18 protein-coding genes and 2 tRNA genes are annotated in these 17,690 nt (G+C 63.7%); 12 read left to right on the top strand and 8 right to left on the bottom strand.

Going from position 1 to position 17,690, the window contains the following annotated elements; all coding sequences use genetic code 11:
- Positions 1-580 precede the first annotated feature (580 nt).
- Together HSRCO_RS01150 and HSRCO_RS01145 are read left to right on the top strand one after the other, a co-directional pair.
- Complete coding sequence (locus tag HSRCO_RS01150; RefSeq protein WP_259518548.1) at positions 581-1,051, top strand: TRAM domain-containing protein; 471 nt, start codon at positions 581-583, stop codon at positions 1,049-1,051.
- Between the two features lie 58 nt (positions 1,052-1,109).
- Positions 1,110-1,583 (top strand): Tfx family DNA-binding protein, encoded by a 474-nt coding sequence (locus HSRCO_RS01145; protein WP_259518547.1) that lies wholly within the window; start codon positions 1,110-1,112, stop codon positions 1,581-1,583.
- On the opposite strand, the gene HSRCO_RS01140 is transcribed toward HSRCO_RS01145, so the two are convergent.
- Genes HSRCO_RS01140 through HSRCO_RS01130 form a run of 3 tightly spaced genes read right to left on the bottom strand, consistent with a single transcriptional unit; the run spans position 1,580 to position 4,022 of the window.
- Positions 1,580-2,722, bottom strand: a complete 1,143-nt coding sequence (locus HSRCO_RS01140; protein WP_259518546.1) for an FAD-binding oxidoreductase — start codon at positions 2,720-2,722, stop codon at positions 1,580-1,582. The genes HSRCO_RS01145 and HSRCO_RS01140 overlap by 4 nt on opposite strands.
- A 47-nt stretch (positions 2,723-2,769) precedes the next feature.
- Positions 2,770-3,756 carry a mannose-1-phosphate guanylyltransferase gene (locus tag HSRCO_RS01135; RefSeq protein WP_259518545.1) on the bottom strand — a complete coding sequence of 329 codons (987 nt, stop codon included), beginning with the start codon at positions 3,754-3,756 and terminating at the stop codon, positions 2,770-2,772.
- Complete coding sequence (locus HSRCO_RS01130; protein ID WP_259518544.1) at positions 3,750-4,022, bottom strand: hypothetical protein; 273 nt, start codon at positions 4,020-4,022, stop codon at positions 3,750-3,752. The genes HSRCO_RS01135 and HSRCO_RS01130 overlap by 7 nt, the downstream gene beginning before the upstream one ends.
- Positions 4,023-4,151: 129 nt before the next feature.
- On the opposite strand from HSRCO_RS01130, the gene HSRCO_RS01125 reads away from it, so the two are divergent.
- Genes HSRCO_RS01125 through HSRCO_RS01115 form a run of 3 tightly spaced genes read left to right on the top strand, consistent with a single transcriptional unit; the run spans position 4,152 to position 6,155 of the window.
- Positions 4,152-5,081: a replication factor A gene (locus tag HSRCO_RS01125; RefSeq protein ID WP_259518543.1), complete on the top strand. Its 930-nt coding sequence runs from the start codon at positions 4,152-4,154 to the stop codon at positions 5,079-5,081.
- Complete coding sequence (locus tag HSRCO_RS01120) at positions 5,082-5,690, top strand: RPA family protein (RefSeq protein WP_259518542.1); 609 nt, start codon at positions 5,082-5,084, stop codon at positions 5,688-5,690.
- A 48-nt stretch (positions 5,691-5,738) separates the two neighbouring features.
- Positions 5,739-6,155 (top strand): CopG family transcriptional regulator, encoded by a 417-nt coding sequence (locus tag HSRCO_RS01115; protein WP_259518541.1) that lies wholly within the window; start codon positions 5,739-5,741, stop codon positions 6,153-6,155.
- 1 nt (position 6,156) lies between these two features.
- Here the strand turns inward: HSRCO_RS01115 and HSRCO_RS01110 are convergent, their stop codons facing one another.
- Positions 6,157-6,609: a DUF5814 domain-containing protein gene (locus HSRCO_RS01110; RefSeq protein WP_259518540.1), complete on the bottom strand. Its 453-nt coding sequence runs from the start codon at positions 6,607-6,609 to the stop codon at positions 6,157-6,159.
- 123 nt (positions 6,610-6,732) lie between these two features.
- Here HSRCO_RS01110 and HSRCO_RS01105 point away from each other — a divergent pair.
- The 3 genes from HSRCO_RS01105 to HSRCO_RS01095 all read left to right on the top strand — a co-directional run bounded on the left by HSRCO_RS01105 (position 6,733) and on the right by HSRCO_RS01095 (position 8,191).
- Positions 6,733-6,805 (top strand) — tRNA-His (locus tag HSRCO_RS01105).
- Positions 6,806-7,055: 250 nt separating this feature from the next.
- A complete protein-coding gene (locus HSRCO_RS01100; RefSeq protein ID WP_259518539.1) occupies positions 7,056-7,307 on the top strand; it encodes a hypothetical protein in 252 nt (83 codons plus the stop codon).
- A gap of 83 nt (positions 7,308-7,390) precedes the next feature.
- On the top strand, positions 7,391-8,191 hold the full coding sequence (locus tag HSRCO_RS01095; protein WP_259518538.1) for an HpcH/HpaI aldolase/citrate lyase family protein: 801 nt from the start codon (positions 7,391-7,393) through the stop codon (positions 8,189-8,191).
- Here HSRCO_RS01095 and HSRCO_RS01090 read toward each other — a convergent pair.
- Positions 8,183-9,361 carry a site-2 protease family protein gene (locus tag HSRCO_RS01090; RefSeq protein WP_259518537.1) on the bottom strand — a complete coding sequence of 393 codons (1,179 nt, stop codon included), beginning with the start codon at positions 9,359-9,361 and terminating at the stop codon, positions 8,183-8,185. The genes HSRCO_RS01095 and HSRCO_RS01090 overlap by 9 nt on opposite strands.
- 76 nt (positions 9,362-9,437) lie before the next feature.
- On the opposite strand from HSRCO_RS01090, the gene HSRCO_RS01085 reads away from it, so the two are divergent.
- Together HSRCO_RS01085 and HSRCO_RS01080 are read left to right on the top strand one after the other, a co-directional pair.
- Entirely contained in the window at positions 9,438-9,806 is a 369-nt protein-coding gene (locus HSRCO_RS01085) for a cupin domain-containing protein (protein ID WP_259518536.1), read from the top strand.
- A 42-nt stretch (positions 9,807-9,848) separates the two neighbouring features.
- Entirely contained in the window at positions 9,849-11,903 is a 2,055-nt protein-coding gene (locus tag HSRCO_RS01080; RefSeq protein WP_259518535.1) for a DEAD/DEAH box helicase, read from the top strand.
- Here the strand turns inward: HSRCO_RS01080 and HSRCO_RS01075 are convergent.
- On the bottom strand, positions 11,900-12,175 hold the full coding sequence (locus HSRCO_RS01075; protein ID WP_259518534.1) for a pro-sigmaK processing inhibitor BofA family protein: 276 nt from the start codon (positions 12,173-12,175) through the stop codon (positions 11,900-11,902). The two genes, HSRCO_RS01080 and HSRCO_RS01075, sit on opposite strands and share 4 nt — an antisense overlap.
- A gap of 202 nt (positions 12,176-12,377) precedes the next feature.
- The gene (locus HSRCO_RS01070) at positions 12,378-13,322 is read right to left on the bottom strand and encodes a malate dehydrogenase (protein ID WP_259518533.1); all 945 of its coding nucleotides are present in this window, start codon (positions 13,320-13,322) and stop codon (positions 12,378-12,380) included.
- 126 nt (positions 13,323-13,448) lie between these two features.
- Between HSRCO_RS01070 and HSRCO_RS01065 the strand changes: the two genes are divergently transcribed.
- Positions 13,449-13,521: transfer RNA gene (locus HSRCO_RS01065), tRNA-Pro, on the top strand.
- A gap of 82 nt (positions 13,522-13,603) precedes the next feature.
- Entirely contained in the window at positions 13,604-13,849 is a 246-nt protein-coding gene (locus tag HSRCO_RS01060) for a hypothetical protein (protein ID WP_259518532.1), read from the top strand.
- 426 nt (positions 13,850-14,275) lie between these two features.
- On the opposite strand, the gene HSRCO_RS01055 is transcribed toward HSRCO_RS01060, so the two are convergent.
- Positions 14,276-16,852: a BGTF surface domain-containing protein gene (locus HSRCO_RS01055; protein WP_259518531.1), complete on the bottom strand. Its 2,577-nt coding sequence runs from the start codon at positions 16,850-16,852 to the stop codon at positions 14,276-14,278.
- Positions 16,853-17,690: the final 838 nt, after the last annotated feature.

The following is a 17,690-nucleotide window of genomic DNA, read 5'->3' as shown; positions in this document are numbered from 1 at the left end:
TGTGGAACAAAAACGCTTACGCAGTAGGACCTTTTGCAGCGGGCCGCGCGAAGCGCGGCCCTGGCAAAAGCTCCGCCAAAAGCCGTCCTCACCCCCTTCGGGGGTTCGTCGGCCCGCGCCTGCGGCGCGGTGAATCGCGCACCTCCCGGGCTCTTCGAGCCCCTCGGTGCGCGAATGCTTGTGGAGAAAATTGAAAATGTATCGCATTTGCGAAGGTTCAAATACCGAAATCGAACCAACTGCGGCTATGCTGTAACACACGGCCCGGAGCGAACTCGGCGGGAGCGTGGTCGCCCGCTCCGGGACTGAACGTGTTCGGGGCGCCTGCCGGCGCCACCCTGCTCGCGGCTTCGCCACTCGCACACAAGGAGGTGACCGGTGGCCACCTCCCTGCTCACGGCTCACTGCGTTCGCCGTTCGCATATAGGTGGCTCCCTTCGGTCGCCACCCTGACCACCTGTTCGCACGATCTTCCATACGATACCGGCGAGAAACGAGTGGAGACGGCCTCAAACGTCCTATCGATGGCGGCAGCTCTATTCTCGTAAGGGATTTGAGTCGTGGGCCGCTACCCGATGGTATGCCCGACTGTCCGCTCGCCGACGACTGCCCCAACTTCTCCGAGCAGATCGCTGGGATGGGGTGCCAGCACTTCGGAGACCGTAGTGGCATGGACTGGTGTAACCACTACGGCCAGCCCATCGAGGACCTCAAGACGGCACCGGTGGTGCCCGGCCAGGAGGTCGAGATCGAGGTCACCGACATGCACGAGAGCGGTGCCGGCGTCGGCCACCAGGCCGAGAGTGGCTTCGTCATCATGGTCGACGGCGTCCTGCCGGTCGCCCGGGTCAAGGCCGAGGTGACGACGGTCAAGTCGAACTACGCGCGAGCGGACCTCATCGAGAAGCTTCCCGACGAACCCGAGGCGGACGAGGAGGGCGAAGACGGCGCAGAATCCGAATCGACGGACGAGGAGGGAGACGAACAGCGCCGACCGAAGAAGAAGGACAACCCCCGCCTGGGCAGTCGCGAGAACTTCTGGGGCAGCTAGCGCGTCGATCCGGGCCGGGGTCAGCACCTTTTTTCTGGTCGGGTTCGAAGGACTGGGCATGACTGCGGACGTTCCCGACGTCGATGTGATCCTCGCCACGGCGGGATTCGACCCCGATACGAGCGTGTTGACCCGTCGCCAGGCCGAGGTACTGGCTCTTAGGGAACGGGACATCTCCCAGGCGGACATCGCCGAGGTGCTCGGAACCTCCCGGGCGAACGTCTCGAAGGTCGAATCGAGCGCCCGCGACAACATCGCCCGGGCGAAAGAGACGGTCGCATTCGCGGAGACGCTCAAGGCCCCGGTCCAGATCGACATCGAACCGGGGACGGACCTCTACGAGGTGCCGGACCGCGTCTACGACGCGTGCGACGAGAACGGCGTGAAGGTACCGTACTCCGCACCCGAGGTGATGAAACTCGTGAGCGACAACGCCGGGGACGCCATCGCCGGTCGCGAGATCCGATCTCACCTCCTCGTCGGCGTCACGAGCGACGGCACGATGCGGGTGCGGTCACGACCGGAAGCCTAATCGATATACGACGACCCGAAGGTCGTCGACCGATCGTCGAATCGCGAGACTCGATAGGGGTCGATGTCGAACGGCACCGACTCACCAGTGACGAGCGAGCGTACCGCTCCGCCGGCCAGCGGGGCGAGCATGATGCCGAAACCGTGCATCCCGGTCGCGACGACGAGGCCATCCGGCCCGTCCGCGGGTGCGTCGACGATGGGCCTGCCGTCCGGTGTCGCGGCGTCGCCGATCGGGCAGGTGTCCTCGGCGACGACACGAGCGGTGTCAACCGCGGGGAGGTACCGCGGTAGGTCCTGGGCGAGTGCCTCCATGAACGAGGGGCGGACCTGCGTTCGGAGCGAGCCAGGGTCGTCGACGAAGTAGGGCTGCCCACCGACGTGGAGGTCGCCGTTCAGATCGCGGCGCCAGTAGAGCAACGTCTCGTGCTCCCACGCGACCGGGAAGTCAGAGACGTCGACGTCTACCTCGAGCGTCGCCGTCTGGTACCGAAACGGCCGGACCGGAATCGCCACGTGCTCGGCGATCAGATCACGCGTGCGCCACCCGGCCGCGACGACGACGTGGTCCGCAGCGACGTGCCCGTCGACGGTATCGACGCCAGTCACCGCCCCGTCGGCCGTGACACCCTCGACGCGAACGCCGGTCCGAAACTCGGCACCGTCCGCCTCGGCCTCGCCCTGGAGTGTCCTCGCATACGTATAGGGGTCGACGAAGCCGACGTCTTCGTAGATTCCCACTGCCGCGAACGACCCGAGGTCGAACGCGTCCGGAAGCCGATCTGCCACCTCGTCGACCTCGTGAAAGGAGGCATCGAATCCGGCGGCCTGGGCACGCTCGACCCTGTCGCGGTCGGTTTCGACCTCGTCTGCCCTCACGAGCGAGAGGCCTGGCCCCTCGGAGACCGTGAAGTGCCCCGTCCCATCGAGATTCCAGATGCGTTCGGAAGCGTATTTTGCGGCATCGAGATGGCCGTTCAGGTCGTATTCCGGAGAGACGAGACCGGATGCCCTGGCCGTCGTTCCCGCGGCGACCTGGTCCTCGTCGATGACCAGCACGTCGTGGTCGGACGCGAGGTGGCGAGCGACCGAGCAACCGACGATACCGGCACCGACGATGACGACGTCGTACGAATCCATCGATGCGCCAGGTTCGCCCGGGGCTGGCAAAACGGTTCCGGCGCCGGTCAGAACGCGTCCCGTTCCCGAAGTACCGAGACGACTTCGCGGACCCGCTGGGCCTCGGCCTTGGGGACGACGAGGACCCGATCGTCGTACGCCGCCACGACGAGGTCGTCGACGCCGACGACGCTGACGTGCTTGCCGTCGCTGGCGACGACGTTCCCCGCCGCGTCGATCGACAGTGCGTCCCCGAGTACCGCCCCGTCGTCGAGGACGCGCTCGAGTGCATCCCACGAGCCGAGGTCGTCCCAGACGAAGTCGGCCGACACGACGAACACGTCCTCGGCGCTCTCGAGGACCGCGTAATCGATGCTCGTCGATTCGACCGCGTCGAACCCGCTATCGGGGCGACCATCGCGGAGGGCATCGACCAGCGGCGCGAGTGACGAATCGTTCGCCTCGTCGATGAGGGCGTCCGGTCGAAAGGCGAACATCCCGGCATTCCACCGATAGCCCCGTTCGACGAACTGCTGGGCCGTCTCGGCGTCCGGTTTCTCGCGAAACTCGATCACTGGCGCATACTCATCGACGACGGCTCCTGGCTGAATGTACCCGTACTCGGTCGCGGGGCGAGTAGGTTCGACCCCGAGTGTCACGAGACCGCCGGTCGTCTCGGCGACCGAGAGCGCGTGGGTGGCGGTCGGCACAAATCCCGACCCGACGACGTGATCGCTGGGCAGGGCGAACACGACGGGGTCCTCGACGACCTCCCGTACACGATGGGCGGCGAACACGAGAGCAGGGCCCGTGTTCTTCGGTTCGGGTTCGACGAGGACGGTCGCGTCAGGGACGTGCTCCGCCACGCGCCCCGCGTACGCGTCACGGGTTACGACGAACGTCTCGTCGGCGAACCCGGCGCGGTCGGCGGCCTGCTGGAGCAGTGACCGCTCGCCACCGAACGACAGGAACTGCTTCGGGCGATCCGATCGACTGGCCGGGTAGAGACGGGTCCCCGTTCCCCCCGCGAGGATGACGGCGACGGTCGTCACCACGTTTCGATCACGCCCTCGGCGATGTCCTCCACGCAACTCTCGCAGGCGGGGTGTTCGTCGTCGTAACACTCCGGATGGCCGTCCTCGAGTTCGACGGCGCGCTCCTCGGCGTACCGACGACAGACGATCCGCACGTTCCCCGCCGAATCGGTCGGCAACGAGCCCTCGATACGTCCCTGCTGGTACTCCCGCCTGACGTTGGCGACCTGCCGGCCAGCGCGCCTGGCGGCCCGGCGGAGCCGTTCGAGGACGTCCGACTCTGGCATACCTGTCCATTCGGGGGCCAGCGACATAGGCCTTGTACAGCACCAGCCAGTTCGGCCAGGCAGAGTTTATAACCGAAGCCACCCAATCTCGGGCTGTCTCCCATCGAAAACAAGCGGAGACGAACACCCATGAGCGACGTACACGACACCGCCGAATCCATCTACGAGCAATTTTCAGACCACCTCGAGGTCTCCGTCGAGGACGTCGAAGGCCGTCTCGAACGACTGGTGACCGACTACAAGGTACCGCTCTCCGAAGCGCGCCGAAGCGTCGAGAACCACTACCTCGATGAGGCCGGCCTCGACCGCGACGACCTCGGACGAGGGAGCGACACTGACGTGACCGTCGAGGAGATCGACCAAGAAGAACAGTGGGTCAACGTGACCGTGAAGGTCGTCGACCTCTGGGACGCGCGCAGCGACGCGGTCGGACAGGTCGGCCTCGTCGGCGACGAGACCGGGACCATCAAGTTCACCGCGTGGGCCAAATCCGACCTTCCGAGCCTCGAGGACGGTGCCGTCTACCGGCTCGAGAACGTCGTCACCGACGAGTACCAGGGCCGGTACTCCATCAAACTCAACCGGACGACGACGATCACCGAACTCGAGGAGGACATCGAGGTCGGCGACAACGAATCGGAGATCGAGGGCGCCCTCGTCGACATCCAGTCGGGGAGCGGCCTCATCAAGCGCTGTCCGGAGGAGGGCTGCACCCGCGTCCTCCAGAACGGCCGGTGTTCCGAACACGGCGAGGTCGACGGCGAATTCGACCTCCGCATCAAGGCCGTCGTCGACGACGGCCAGTCCGTTCAGGAGGTCATCTTCGACCGCGAGGCCACCGAGGATTTGACCGACATCGAACTCGAATCGGCCAAGGACATGGCCAAGGACGCACTCGACACGACGGTCGTCGTCGACGAGATGGCCGAGGCCATCCTGGGTCGGTACTATCGCATTCAGGGGCCGACCATGGGGCGGTACGTCCTCGCCAACGAAGTCGAGGAGATCGGGGTCGAGGCCGACCCGGAAGCCGTCCTCATCAAAGCGAGGTCGATGTAGATGAGCGAGAGCCAGACCCCGACGCGCGAGGTCGCCCGCCGCGTCTTCGCCGCCGAATTCAACGACGCCACGCACACCTTCAAGGAATCCGACGACGAGCGTGCACCGCTGTACGCGCTGTTACCCACTGGCGAGCGCGTCAACCGCGTGTTCCTCGTCGGGACCCTCACCGAGACCGAGGACATCGGCAACGAGAACGAGTACTGGCGCGGTCGGGTCGTCGACCCGACGGGCACGTTCTTCGTGTACGCGGGCCAGTACCAGCCGGAAGCCGCGACCGCACTGCGCGAACTCGAGACGCCGACCTACGTCGCCGTCGTAGGAAAACCCCGGACCTACGAGACCGACGACGGGTCCGTCAACGTCTCCGTGCGGCCGGAGTCCATCACGGCGGTCGGGGAGGCGACCCGCAACCGCTGGGTCGTCGAGACCGCCGAGCGGACACTCGACCGGCTCGGCCGCTTCGACGAGGAGGGCAACGAGTACGCCGAGATGGCCCGTCGCGAGTACGAGACCGACGTGAACGGGTACCGCGACGCCGTCGTCGAGGCACTCGAGAGCCTCGAGGCGGAACCCGGCGAGGACGCCGCCGCAGAGACCGTGTCCTGAGCGTCTGACGAACGCTTAAGTTCGTCAGGGGCCGACTAGCAAGACATAATGGGGAACAAGAACAAGACCATCTCCTTCCGGGTGAACGAGGACGCCTTCGAGGCGCTCCGTGACATCGCCGAGGAGCGCGACCTCTCGCTCTCTGCGGTCTTCCGCGACTACGTGGATTCGCTGATCACCCACGACGGGAAGATTCGGGTCGTGCCACAGGATCAGGCCGAGGCGGTCGACTCGGAGTTCCCGCCGAAGGTCATGGTCCCGAAGAGCTTCGTCCGGGAGCACGAGCGACTGGAACTGGAGGCCAAACACCTGCGCGCACAGCTCGACGAGCACAAGGCGTACATCAACGCCCTCCGGGAACGCCTCGATTCGGACGACGACGTCGAGGAGGTCATCCACCTCGACGAACTCGACGACGAACTCGAGACGAACGACCCGCTCGACGAACAGTTCACGATCGGCTGACTCAGCGAAGCAACTCCCGTTTGCGTTCCCCTGCCCGTCTGGCGGCACCGGCTTCTCCTTCGACGTCCGCCAGTTCTTCGACCGCCTCGAGCGTGCGGACCGCGTCGTCGAGGAACGAGTAGAGGTCCCCCGGATACGCGTACAGCATGTAGTCCTCTGACATCACGTCCACGATGGACTCGGGATCGAGGCCCTGGGCGCGCAGGTCGAGGAGATAGGCGATGAACTTGCGCTCCGGGTGCCCACAGTAGGGGTTCGAATCGCAGGTGCAATCCAGGAAGTCCTGGTTGAAATCGAGGACGCGTTCGCGGGACGCCTCGTCGAGTTTCTCGAGGTCGCCTTGGAAGAGGATGTCGAGAGTGGCGCCGTTGAAGGCGCTCTTGGGGAAGGACACCTCGAGTTGGGAGGCCAACTGCCGGTGGTTCTTGACGTAGATCTTGTCGGTGATGGCCACGCGTGGAGAGCGATAGCCGTCTCGGGCGGAAAAGCGTATCGAGGGGGAGTGCGCGAGTGGCACTCGGAGAGCCCCGATGTCGTAACGTATTTTACTTCGAGCGACTGTAGACCCTATTGCGTGTCCGGGTTGGGGTAGTGGACTATCCTTCAGCCTTGTGGAGGCTGAGACGCGGGTTCAATTCTCGCACCTGGACCTTCTCTCCGAACATCCCAGGGGAGCGGTCGCGCTGACCTGCGCGACCGCGAGACGTCTCGTGAGGAGAGAAGGGACTGCGAGAATTGAATCAGGGAGGGCGGGCGCAGCGAGCGGAGTAAGCGAGCACGCCCGACTGAGGTTCAATTCTCGCACCTGGACCTTCACTGCGAACAACTCCTGAGAGCGGGTGCGCTACCCTGCGCACCCGCGACGGAAAGACATAGACGACCGGACGACCTGGAGGAACCATGGAACGGTTGGGGATCGTCGACCTCATCACGCTTGGCACGACCCTCGTCTTCGCCCTGCCCATCGGGATCTACGGCCTGCAACTCCTACTGGACGGGCGAACTGCCCTCGGCCTCACCGGCATCAGCGTCGCCGTTGGACTGGTCCTCGTCGAACGGCTACTGTGGACCCCAGGCGACGTCCCCGTAACTGTCGGGAAGCGCCTCGTGAACTGGGTCATCGATCGGCCTATCGAAGACACTGAACGATAACAGTGGGGTCGAACCCACCCCCGATTCACACGGACCAACCGACGAACCGCGGAACTTATTGTCAATATGTCTGAATTTGATGTATGGACGCAACCGTCGACGGAAACGGCCTCGCGACTGCTTTCGACGGCGAGACGGTCGCACTCGGGCTTCTCGACAACACGTACAACCCGACGCTCGTCGAGTTCTACGGCGAACTCGGCCTCGACTTCGTCTGGATCGACCTCGAACACGGTGGGCCGGATCCCTGGGACGGCCCCACGATAGCGAACCTGCTCCGGGCCGCGGAACGGAGTGGCATCGAGGTGCTCCTTCGATTACCCGATACGGACCCGACGCTGGTGCGAAAGGCCCTGGACCTGGGGGTCAGGAACGTCTTCCTCCCGCGGGTCGAGACCGCGAGCGAGGTCGAGGCCGCGGTTCGGTCGGCCCGGTTTCGGTACGAGAAGGGCCCGGGGGACCGAGGACTGGCCGCACCGCGGGCCCGGCGGTGGGGGCAGGTCGAGGGGTACGTCGAAACCGAAGACGCCGAGACGGTGGTGGGGACGACTATCGAGACTGTGGCGGCCGTCGAGAACATCGATGACATCCTCGCCGTCCCCGAACTCGGGTTCGTCTTCATCGGGCCGCTCGACCTCTCGGTCGCCCTCGGACAGCCGAACGAACTCGACCATCCCGACGTCGCTGCGGCGGTAGAGACGGTCCGAGAGGCCGCGATCGACGCTGGCGTCCCGGTCGGCGGCCTCGGGTTCGGGATGGACGACGTGAACGAGAAGGCGGCGAACGGATATTCGCTCCTGAACGTGGGCAGTACGACCGGGGCACTAAAGCAGACCGTCACGGGGTGGCTCGAGGCGTTCGACGAACGCCCTCGATCAGAGTGACTGTCCACCGGCGTCTTCGTCGACGCTGGGCCTGGCGAGTGAGTTCCCGCTCGAGGTGATGACGTTGAAGGCGGTCATGACGTCGGTCCGCGAGATGAGGCCGACCACGGCGCCGTTCTCGTCGACGACGAGCAGCCGTCCGACGCCGTTGCTCTGCATCGTGTCCAGGGCGTCCATGGCGTTGCTGTAGCGGGGGATGGTGTAGAGTTCGGTCGACATCACGTCCTCGACGCGATAGGCGTCGCGCTCGACCGGCGTGATCTGGCGGGCGTCGTCGAGGGTCACCATGCCGACGATCCTGTCGTCGCGTTCGACCGGGAAGCCGGTGTGGCGGTGGCGGAACATCTCCTCGACCAGTTCGGCTACCGACTGGTCCGCGAAGACCGTATCGAGGTCCGCGGCGGCCGTCATGACCTCCGAGACGGTGACGCCCTGGAACGCGGCGTTCATCACCGTTCGCCGGCTCTCGCCGGAGGCCCCAATGTAGATGAAAAAGGCGATGGCGATGAGGATGAGGTTGCCGCCGAACAGCCCCACGAGCCCCATGAGGATGGCGACCGCCTTGCCCACCTCGGCGGCGAGTTGCGTCGCGCGGGCGAAGGGGCGATTCCGGGCGAGGAGGGCCCGGAGCACCCGACCGCCGTCCATCGGGAACCCCGGTAACAGGTTGAACACTGCGAGGGTCAGGTTGACGAGAGCGAGGTAGCCGAGCAGGAACCGAACGGTGTCGATCCCGGCCGGGACCACGAAGACGAAGGCGAAGGATAGAATGCCCAGCAGAACGCTCACCGCCGGGCCGGCGATAGCGATGAGCAACTCGTGGCGCCAGTCCTCCGGCTGCTCGGAGAGCTGGGCGATGCCGCCCAGGATCCAGAGGGTGATCGAATCGATGGGATAGCCGTACCGGATGGCCACCAGCGAGTGGCCGAGTTCGTGGAGGACCACCCCGACGAAGAGGCCGATGGCGGCGATGGCACCCAGAATCCAGGGGAGCGTCCCGACGGTCAGCGCGGCCCCGTCCAGGCCAAGGCTCCAGATGCCGTTGAGAATGTCCGCCCACTGCCCGACCTGCGAACCGATGATCCAGGCGAAGACGGGGAGGATCAGCAGAAATGTAATATCGAGTTTGATGGGGATGCCGAACGCGCTCCCGATCCGGAAACTTCGCATAGCCAATAGTACCGGACGCGCGAGCATAAAGGGCGGTGGCGATAGCGTTAGGTGGCCGCCCCGAGTGCATGCAGGTATGTCAGCCCCCGAACCGCTGCTCCGACGAGGCGAGGACGTGGCGTACGAAGAACAGGACGCTGCCGATGGGATGTACAAGGGTGTCCTGATCGGCCCGGATGACGCACCGAACTACGCGATGCGCCGCTTCCGGCTCGATCCCGGTACCGAAGTCCCCAGACACACGAACCGGGTCGAACACGAGCAGTACGTCATCTCCGGGCCCTACGTCGTGGGTATCGAGGACGAAGAGCACGTCGTCGAGACTGGCGATTCGCTGTTCGTCCCCGGGGGGACCGTCCATTGGTATCGCAACGAGGGCGACGAACCGGTCTCGTTCATCTGTGTGGTCCCGAACGAGGACGACGAAATCGAGATGGTCGAGTAGCACAGCGAACCGCTGAAATACCGTGATTCCGTAGCGGGCATCGTGTCACAGCAGCTCCAGCGGGTGGATACGCTCTTCGTCCACGGTCTCGGAGACGAATTTCTCGTCGTCCCGATGCGCGATGGCGACCGGCTCTTCCGTGCCCGCGTGGAACTGTCCGAAACGAGTGCCGGTCCACGACCGGCGAAATTCCGCATCCAGGACGGCAGTAGCGAAGACCCCCGCCAGCCAGACGAATTCGTCGAGATCGCCCGGCGAGCGGGCAGGATCCGCATCTCCCAGCAGACGCCCAAACGGGCCCGTGGGGAGTTCCAGGCGATGCTCGAGGGCTATCAACTCGACGCGAAGGTCGTTCGGACCTGCCGGCTCTGTGCGAACCGGGGTCGGTACTCACCCATCACCGGGGAGACGGCGATCAAAAGCGATCACGAGCACATCTGCCAGGACTGTGCGATCCGCGAACTCGAGCGCGAACTCTCCTTTACGGGACAGCTCACCGGCGCGGCCCAGGAACGCCTCGAGGAACTCCTCCTCGAGGTCCAGGACCTCGACCGCATCACGAACCTCCTCGAGGGAAACCTCGACGCCGACCTCACGAAGTTCGACGAAATATCGGCCACGACCGACGAGGTCGACCCGGTCCCGGTGAGCGACCTCGACCTCCACCCTGGCGTCCAGTCGCTGCTCGAGGACCGCTTCGATACCCTCCTCCCCGTCCAGAGTCTCGCGGTCGAGAACGGCCTCGTCGACGGCGACGACCAGCTGGTCGTGAGCGCGACGGCGACCGGCAAGACGCTCATCGGCGAGATAGCGGGCCTCCACCGCCACCTCTCGGGGAAGGGCAAGATGCTCTTTCTCGTCCCGCTGGTCGCGCTCGCCAACCAGAAACACGAGGACTTCGAGGCCGAATACGGCCACCTCGCCGACGTCACCATCCGGGTCGGAGCGAGTCGTCTCCGCGACGATGGCGGTCGCTTCGACCCCGACGCCGACGTCATCGTCGGTACCTACGAGGGCATCGATCACGCCCTCCGGACCGGCCGTGACCTCGGCGACATCGGCACGGTCGTCATCGACGAAGTCCACACCCTCCAGGACGAGGACCGCGGCCACCGTCTCGACGGCCTCATCTCCCGGCTTCAGTACTACACCGAACAGCGCGCCGACCGCCAGCAGGAATACGGGGGCGCCCAGTGGATCTACCTCTCCGCGACGGTCGGTAACCCCCGACACCTGGCCGAGCACCTCCAGGCGAACCTCGTCGAGTTCGAGGAGCGACCGGTCCCCATCGAGCGACACGTGACCTTCGCCGACGAGGCCGAGAAGGCGCGCATCGAGAACAAACTCGTCCGCAGGGAGTTCGACCGGACATCGTCGAAAGGGTACCGCGGTCAGACCATCATCTTCACCAACTCGCGTCGGCGCTGTCACGAGATCAGTCGCAAACTCGACTATCCCTCCGCCGCCTACCACGCCGGCCTCGACTACGGCAACCGAAAGCAGGTCGAACGGCAGTTCGCAGACCAGGACCTCGCGGCGGTCGTGACGACCGCTGCCCTCGCCGCTGGCGTCGACTTCCCCGCCTCCCAGGTCGTCTTCGACACGCTCGCGATGGGGATCGAGTGGCTCTCCGTCCAGGAGTTCGAGCAGATGCTCGGTCGGGCCGGCCGCCCCGATTATCACGACCGCGGGAAGGTCTACCTGCTGATCGAACCCGACGCGAGTTACCACGGGAGCATGGACGCGACAGAGGACGAGGTCGCGTTCATGCTGCTCAAAGGCGAGATGGAGAACGTCGTCGCCCACTACGACGAAGCGCAGGCGGTCGAGGAAACCCTGGCCAACGTCACGGTCGGCGGATCCGCCGTCAAGACGCTCAACGACCGGATGCTCGGCGACATCCCGACGAAGCAAGCGCTCGGTCGGTTGATCGAATACGAGTTCATCGACGGGCTGTCACCGACGCCAAGAGGGCGTGCGGTGACGCGGCACTTCCTCGATCCGGAGTCGGCGTTCACCATCATCGAAGCGGTGCACCGCGGCGACGACCCCTTCGACGTCGTCGCCGACGTCGAACTTCTCGACGAGCGGGATTAGAGCAGCGGGGCGAGGAGCGCCGGGTCGAAGACCAGTCCCACCTGTGCGAGGATGATTACGAGCAGCGCGCCCGGGATGCCGCCGATGGCGACGACCAGCACGACGACCCAGGTGATGTTGACGCCGAACCCGAAGAATCCGGCGAGGAGGATGACGACCAGGCCGAGGACCGCGTTGACGATGAACGGTTTGACGGCTTTGACCAGGGTGTAGGCGACGAGAAGGGCGACGAGGATGACACCCAGGACGGCCAGTTCTGGTGGGGTGACCATATGCGTACTTGGTGTCAATCATGCAAGTGTCTTGTCCTCGGGGGCTCTGGTGGACAGGATTCGATTGGTGCAACACATCCGCCCCCGAAATCCCCCTCGGCCGTTCGTTCATCGTCGGATCCTCGCCCTGAACTCGGCCGCGGAGACGACGCCGGTTGCGTCGTCGTTCTTTAGACAGTCGGAACGGGAGGCGGCGATTCCGTTAGATGTCCGCCCGAATGGCGTCGGCCGCGGCGTGGAGCCCTTCGAGTTCGTCGGCGGACAGGTCCCACTCGAGTATGCGGCTGACGCCGGATCGGTCGATCTCGACCGGTACGCTCAACGTGGCGCCCTCGATGCCGTATTCACCGTCGAGCGGGACGGAGACCGTGATCGGCCGCCCGTCGACGCCGCCGTCGAGGATCGCGCCGACGAGCCGCGTGATCCCCTGGCCGGTTAGCCAGCGGGTGGAATCCTCGGGGCCCCGGAGTTCGATGACGTCGTACGCGATCTCGCGAACGTACTGCAGGACCGCCGCCTCGTCCGCCTCGGAGAGATCGACCGGGTCGCCGTCGACGGTACACTGTGAGAACATCGGGACGACGTGTTCGCCGTGCTCGCCGCCGACCGGACAGTAGATAGCCGCAGCGGGAACGTCGAGGCGCTCCGAGAGTTTATCCGCCGCGCGGGCGGTTTCGCACAGCGAATACCCCAGGATCCGATGGCGGTCCCAGCCCGTGGCCTCCCAGACCCGGTGGGTGATCCGATCCATCGGATTGCTGACGACCACGACCGGTAACGGGTCGCGTTCGGCGAGCAGTTCGCCGACTTCCCGGGCGATTTCGAGGTTTCCCTCCAGGAACGCCGAGCGGCCGTTCTGCTGGACCGACTCCGGGGGGCGTTCGACGCTGGCGGCGACGACGGCCACGTCCGCGCTCTCGATGGCGCTCGGCTCGGGGCCGGCGTGGGTGATCGAGCCCGTGCTGCCAGCGTTGCCGAACTGTGGGAGGGACGCGAGCAAGCGTCCGTGCCGGGTGTCGATGGCGTGTCCCTCGGCCAGGTCCTCGTCGACGTCGACGAGCGTGATATCGAGGGCTGGCCGTTCCAACGCGAGGGTGTAGGCAGCGGTCGATCCGATGGTGCCGCTGCCGATGATGGCGACTTCCATGGAGGCAACTCTCGGGAGGGTTGCTTAAAGATAGGGAGAACGGTGGTGCTTCGATGGGGAAGGCGGTGCTCGCCCCCGAACGGGCTAGCGAAACGCTTTACGTTCGGGAGTGATAGGTGTGCGTACGGGACCGTAGGGTAGCTTGGTATCCTTCGAGCTTTGGGTGCTCGTGACCCCGGTTCAAATCCGGGCGGTCCCATACCCACCCTAAGCCTTTCTGTGGGCTTTATAGCCGATAAGAGCAGATGTAAATCCGCCATTCTCATGGGGGGTGCGGCGGCATGAGCGCCGACAAAACCCGTCGGGGCTCCATCGAGATCGCGACCTACGAGCGATCCGAGAAACACTTCCGACTTATCGCCTGCCCGTTCTGTGGCCACGAGTTCGACGCCTTCGAACAGCGGTGGGTGCACTTTCTCGACGAACACGGCCCCGAAGACGCCGGACTCTCCCCGAAAGGCGTCCGCGGTGACTCCGGAGAACCGCTGTTCGACGATCCCGCCATCGAGGCAGGTGGTCAGCGATGAGCACCCCGGCAGCCGTCCAGGAAGACGGGGCGCTCGAGCTCGTCGACGTCGGCGATCCACCTATCGTGAATCCGAACAGCAGGGGTTCACTTCCACGTTAGGGGTGTGGCCAAGGCCACTGTCGCAAAACTCGCCGCATCGCCGCGGCACCACCCGATGCAGACGAAACGGGGACAAACGGCCGTCGATGCGGGATCTGAACGCGCAAGTGAGGAACTCGCCGAACACGGATTCCAAGAACGTTCGGGGCCTGGTCGACGGCACCGTCGACGAATACGTCGGGATCGTCGCGCTAAATCGGGTATCGGGTAGAATACGAACGTGGCTGTCGCTGTCCGGTTCGCGTCCGAAAGAAGGGTTGGGTAGGGGTATCGACCCGGTGATGGGTCGGATGGCGGGTTACGCCCGCGAGGCGTGGTTAGCTATTTAGGAGCGACGGCGGAGCGCGACGAGGGCAGCACCGATCAGCGCGAGCATCGCGGCTGCGATGCCGAAGCCGGGCGTCTGCGTGGGCTCCTCAGTCGGTTCCTCGGTTGGCTCCTCTGTGGGTTCCTCGGTCGGTTCCTCAGTAGGCTCCTCCGTGGGTTCCTCAGTCGGCTCTTCAGTCGGCTCCTCGGTCGGCTCTGCCGTCGTGGTGGTCTCCTCGACCGCCTCCACGATTATGCCGTCCGCTTCCTGGTCACTCTGTTCGAGTGCGTTCAGCGTTGCGCCAGTCGCGCGAGCAGTGAATTCCTCGTCGACCGCCCGGTCGCTGAAGTCGAACTCGGCACTAAACGTGCCGTCTTCCTGCACGACGATGTCGTTCTGCTGTTTCACGAAGCGCGCGTCGTCTTCACCGGTGGCGCGAACATCGATCTCGCTACCAGGCGCGATGTTAGTCGTGCCGGAGATGGCTGCGCCATCCGCGGCCTCAACGGTCACGTAGTCGTCACCGTCGACGTCCTCAACATCGTATTCGATTTCAGGCTCCTGGAAGGTAACGTCCGTCGTGGCAGATTCGTAATTGTCCACGTCGTCATCGTCCCAGTCATCCTGATCGTAATCGAGCAGGAATTCATCCTTCACGTCGAAGGAGACTTCGAACTCGTCGTCATCTTCGATTTCGTCCTGGGTTTCGTAGAGACTCTGGGTGTTAACAACCACGTAATAGTTGCCTTCACCGTCGTAGAAGACCTCTTCAATCGCGGTTTCGTTGAGGTCAGCCGTTATCGCGTCTTGGTTCGCCCCAGGGTTGGCCTCTTCCATCCAGAGACTGTATCCAGTTGTGCTATTCACATTGCCGAAGGCGTCACTCGAGCTGTTGTCGTCATACGTCGTGAGCTGGGACTCGAAGGCGGTGCCGATAACGCCATCGTGGTCACCTTCTGCAGTCCGCATCATACCATCGAGGCCAGTCGCACTGACCTGGGTAATGAGCGTGTCACCGGCTGAACCCCCAAGGAGCTCACCCATCGCGACAGTATTCGTTTCAGTTACAGCGCCGTCTTCGACTGCCGCAGTCAATTCTTCGACATCATCGACATCGGCGTTCTCCGACGAGGCAACCCACGTAGTCACTGCATCAGTGGATCGCTCTTCGAGGTATAGCGTGCCGATGTTGTCAGGGGAGTCGACCACATTTTCATATTGCTCCTCACCGTTAACGGTAGCAATTTCGTAGCTACCGGTGTCGAGGATCGATCCAGGAGTAACGTGACCGTCCTCATCAATATGGGTGATCTCGTCGTCCTCATCCTCGGTGTTCACCCACAGGGCATCATCAAGATTATCATCAGCTGCCTGGTAGGAATTCCAGTACACCGTCACTTCATCGTCGCCATCATCTTCGACGGTGAAGTTGAGCTGGTAACCATCATCAGATTCGTCACCGATACGCACGGTGGCGAAGTCTGAATCTTCAAGTTCGATCGTCAGCTCAGCGACATCGCCCTGTGCGACGTCAACGGAGGACTGGGCAAAGTCAGCCGCTCCTTCGGATTCAGTGACCGAGAGGTCGACCGACTCAGTCACACCAGTGTCAACGACTTCGTGCTCGAGCGTGTAGTCACCAGTGTCCACGACATCCGTGGTAGGCGTCAGGTCGTAAGTATCCGCCTGGACATTCGTGACTTTCACGTCGTAGTCATCATCGCTTTCCTCTACAACGTCACTGCCAACGTCCGAGTAAAGATCCTCAAGCTGCTCGACATCAAGGCCACTGGACGTAACATACATGTCCCATGTGCCGCGCTTCGAGGAGTATTCGATCTCTTCGGAGTCGTCTAGGAGAACTTCACCGTCATCGAGTTCTGCGGCGAAGTCCTGAGCCGCGACGGAGAAAAGCGAATTCGAATCATCGTAGCCGTCCCCGCTCAGGTAGTAGTCGCCGGTCTCCAGATTTTCGGTATCGACGGTGATCGTACCATCGTCCCTGACTGGCTCCTCCCGTTCGAGGCTCTGGGAAGTAACCGCGCCAGAATCATTGGTTTCATCGACGCGCATTACGTCGATAGTGGCTGCCGGGTCCAGATCACCGACGATGAACTCCTGACCCTGCCAGAAGCGCTCGCCGTCTAGAGCATCGTACTCAGTTTCACCAGTCGCCTGACCATTGTCGTGGTAGTCAGCGACGTGGACTGTCTGAGTGGCGTCTGCATCTTCCAAGTCGGGGAGGTCAGCCGAGTCAGTTTCGTTACTGAATAGATAGGCTGTATATTCCCCGACATCTTCCCCGGACATATCGAACGATATTGCTCCGGGCGTGTATGCAGTCGTGGTATTTTGGAATTTGTCTTCACCAGAGTCCCAGGAGTCATCAGCTGAGATGACAACTGCGACATCATTGGCGTCGTTTTCTGTAATATCCGTTACATTAAGCGTATTATCGCCTTCATTGACGACCGTGAAGTCATCAGCAGGCGCCGCAGCCGCACTTCCTGCGAACGCTGCAGTCGCTCCGAAGACGGAGACGACCATCAGCGCCGCGAGGAAGAGGGCGCGGAATTTTTCGTTTGTGTCTGTCATGTTTATCGTTAGCTTGCTGGCTTTTTCAGGTCTACCGGGCCTGTGACCCGACCAGCAGCGGGCAGTAGGGGTACATCGGTATCAACAGACGCCTATGGTAAATGCTTTGTGCAACCTGAAACCGTTTGCTACACCACCACATACCCCCAAATTCCGCCGATTATCGTGCCACCCGGGAATCGACGACGTATTTAAACAGCGTCGGCCCCGAGTATGTTCTGGTCGCGGGATTACACATCTCGGACCGGGCAGTAGGGACCCTGTCTCCCTTCGGAGGCGGGATTTTCGCCCCCGATTTTCGACGCAACCAAGAGCCACGGCCGGCAGACTTCATCGTTTTCTCAGCGAGAGTTAGCCATCCCCCAATGGACTCGCAACCCAGCATCTCTCCAGCCGCCTTCGTTCGAACGTATTCACCCAGCGGCTACGGTGACCCGTGGGAACTCATCGAAGAGTATCGTGGCGCCGTCGAATTTCCTGCAGAGAATCCGGCGGCGAGCCCGTACAGAGCGGCCCAGTTCCTGGGCCTCACGAGAGACCAAAGGAAAAGCTGGTCGGAAGGTGGAAACCGCCCGCAGACAAAGCCCTCGAAGTCCGCCGCTTCGAGGGCCGGCGTCGCTCCCCCGGAGCGCGTCGACCGCCTCGACGGAGCCCGATCGCGCGCTCCTCGAGTACTCCGTATAATATCGAAGCAGACGAGTCACAGCCCGAGACGAACGGGAAACGACCGCCCCCTCCCCACCCACCCCCGATCTCGAGCGCACGAGAGTCGCGCGCCGGGCCGTTCCTCCGAGAGATGGCCGATATCCAGACCACCGCCGATACATCCACACACATC

Origin of the sequence: Halanaeroarchaeum sp. HSR-CO, from assembly GCF_024972755.1 — an archaeon.
In the GTDB taxonomy this organism is placed as follows: domain Archaea; phylum Halobacteriota; class Halobacteria; order Halobacteriales; family Halobacteriaceae; genus Halanaeroarchaeum.
The sequence above is the reverse complement of the archived record's forward strand: the minus strand, read 5'-3'. Positions and strand labels throughout refer to the sequence as shown.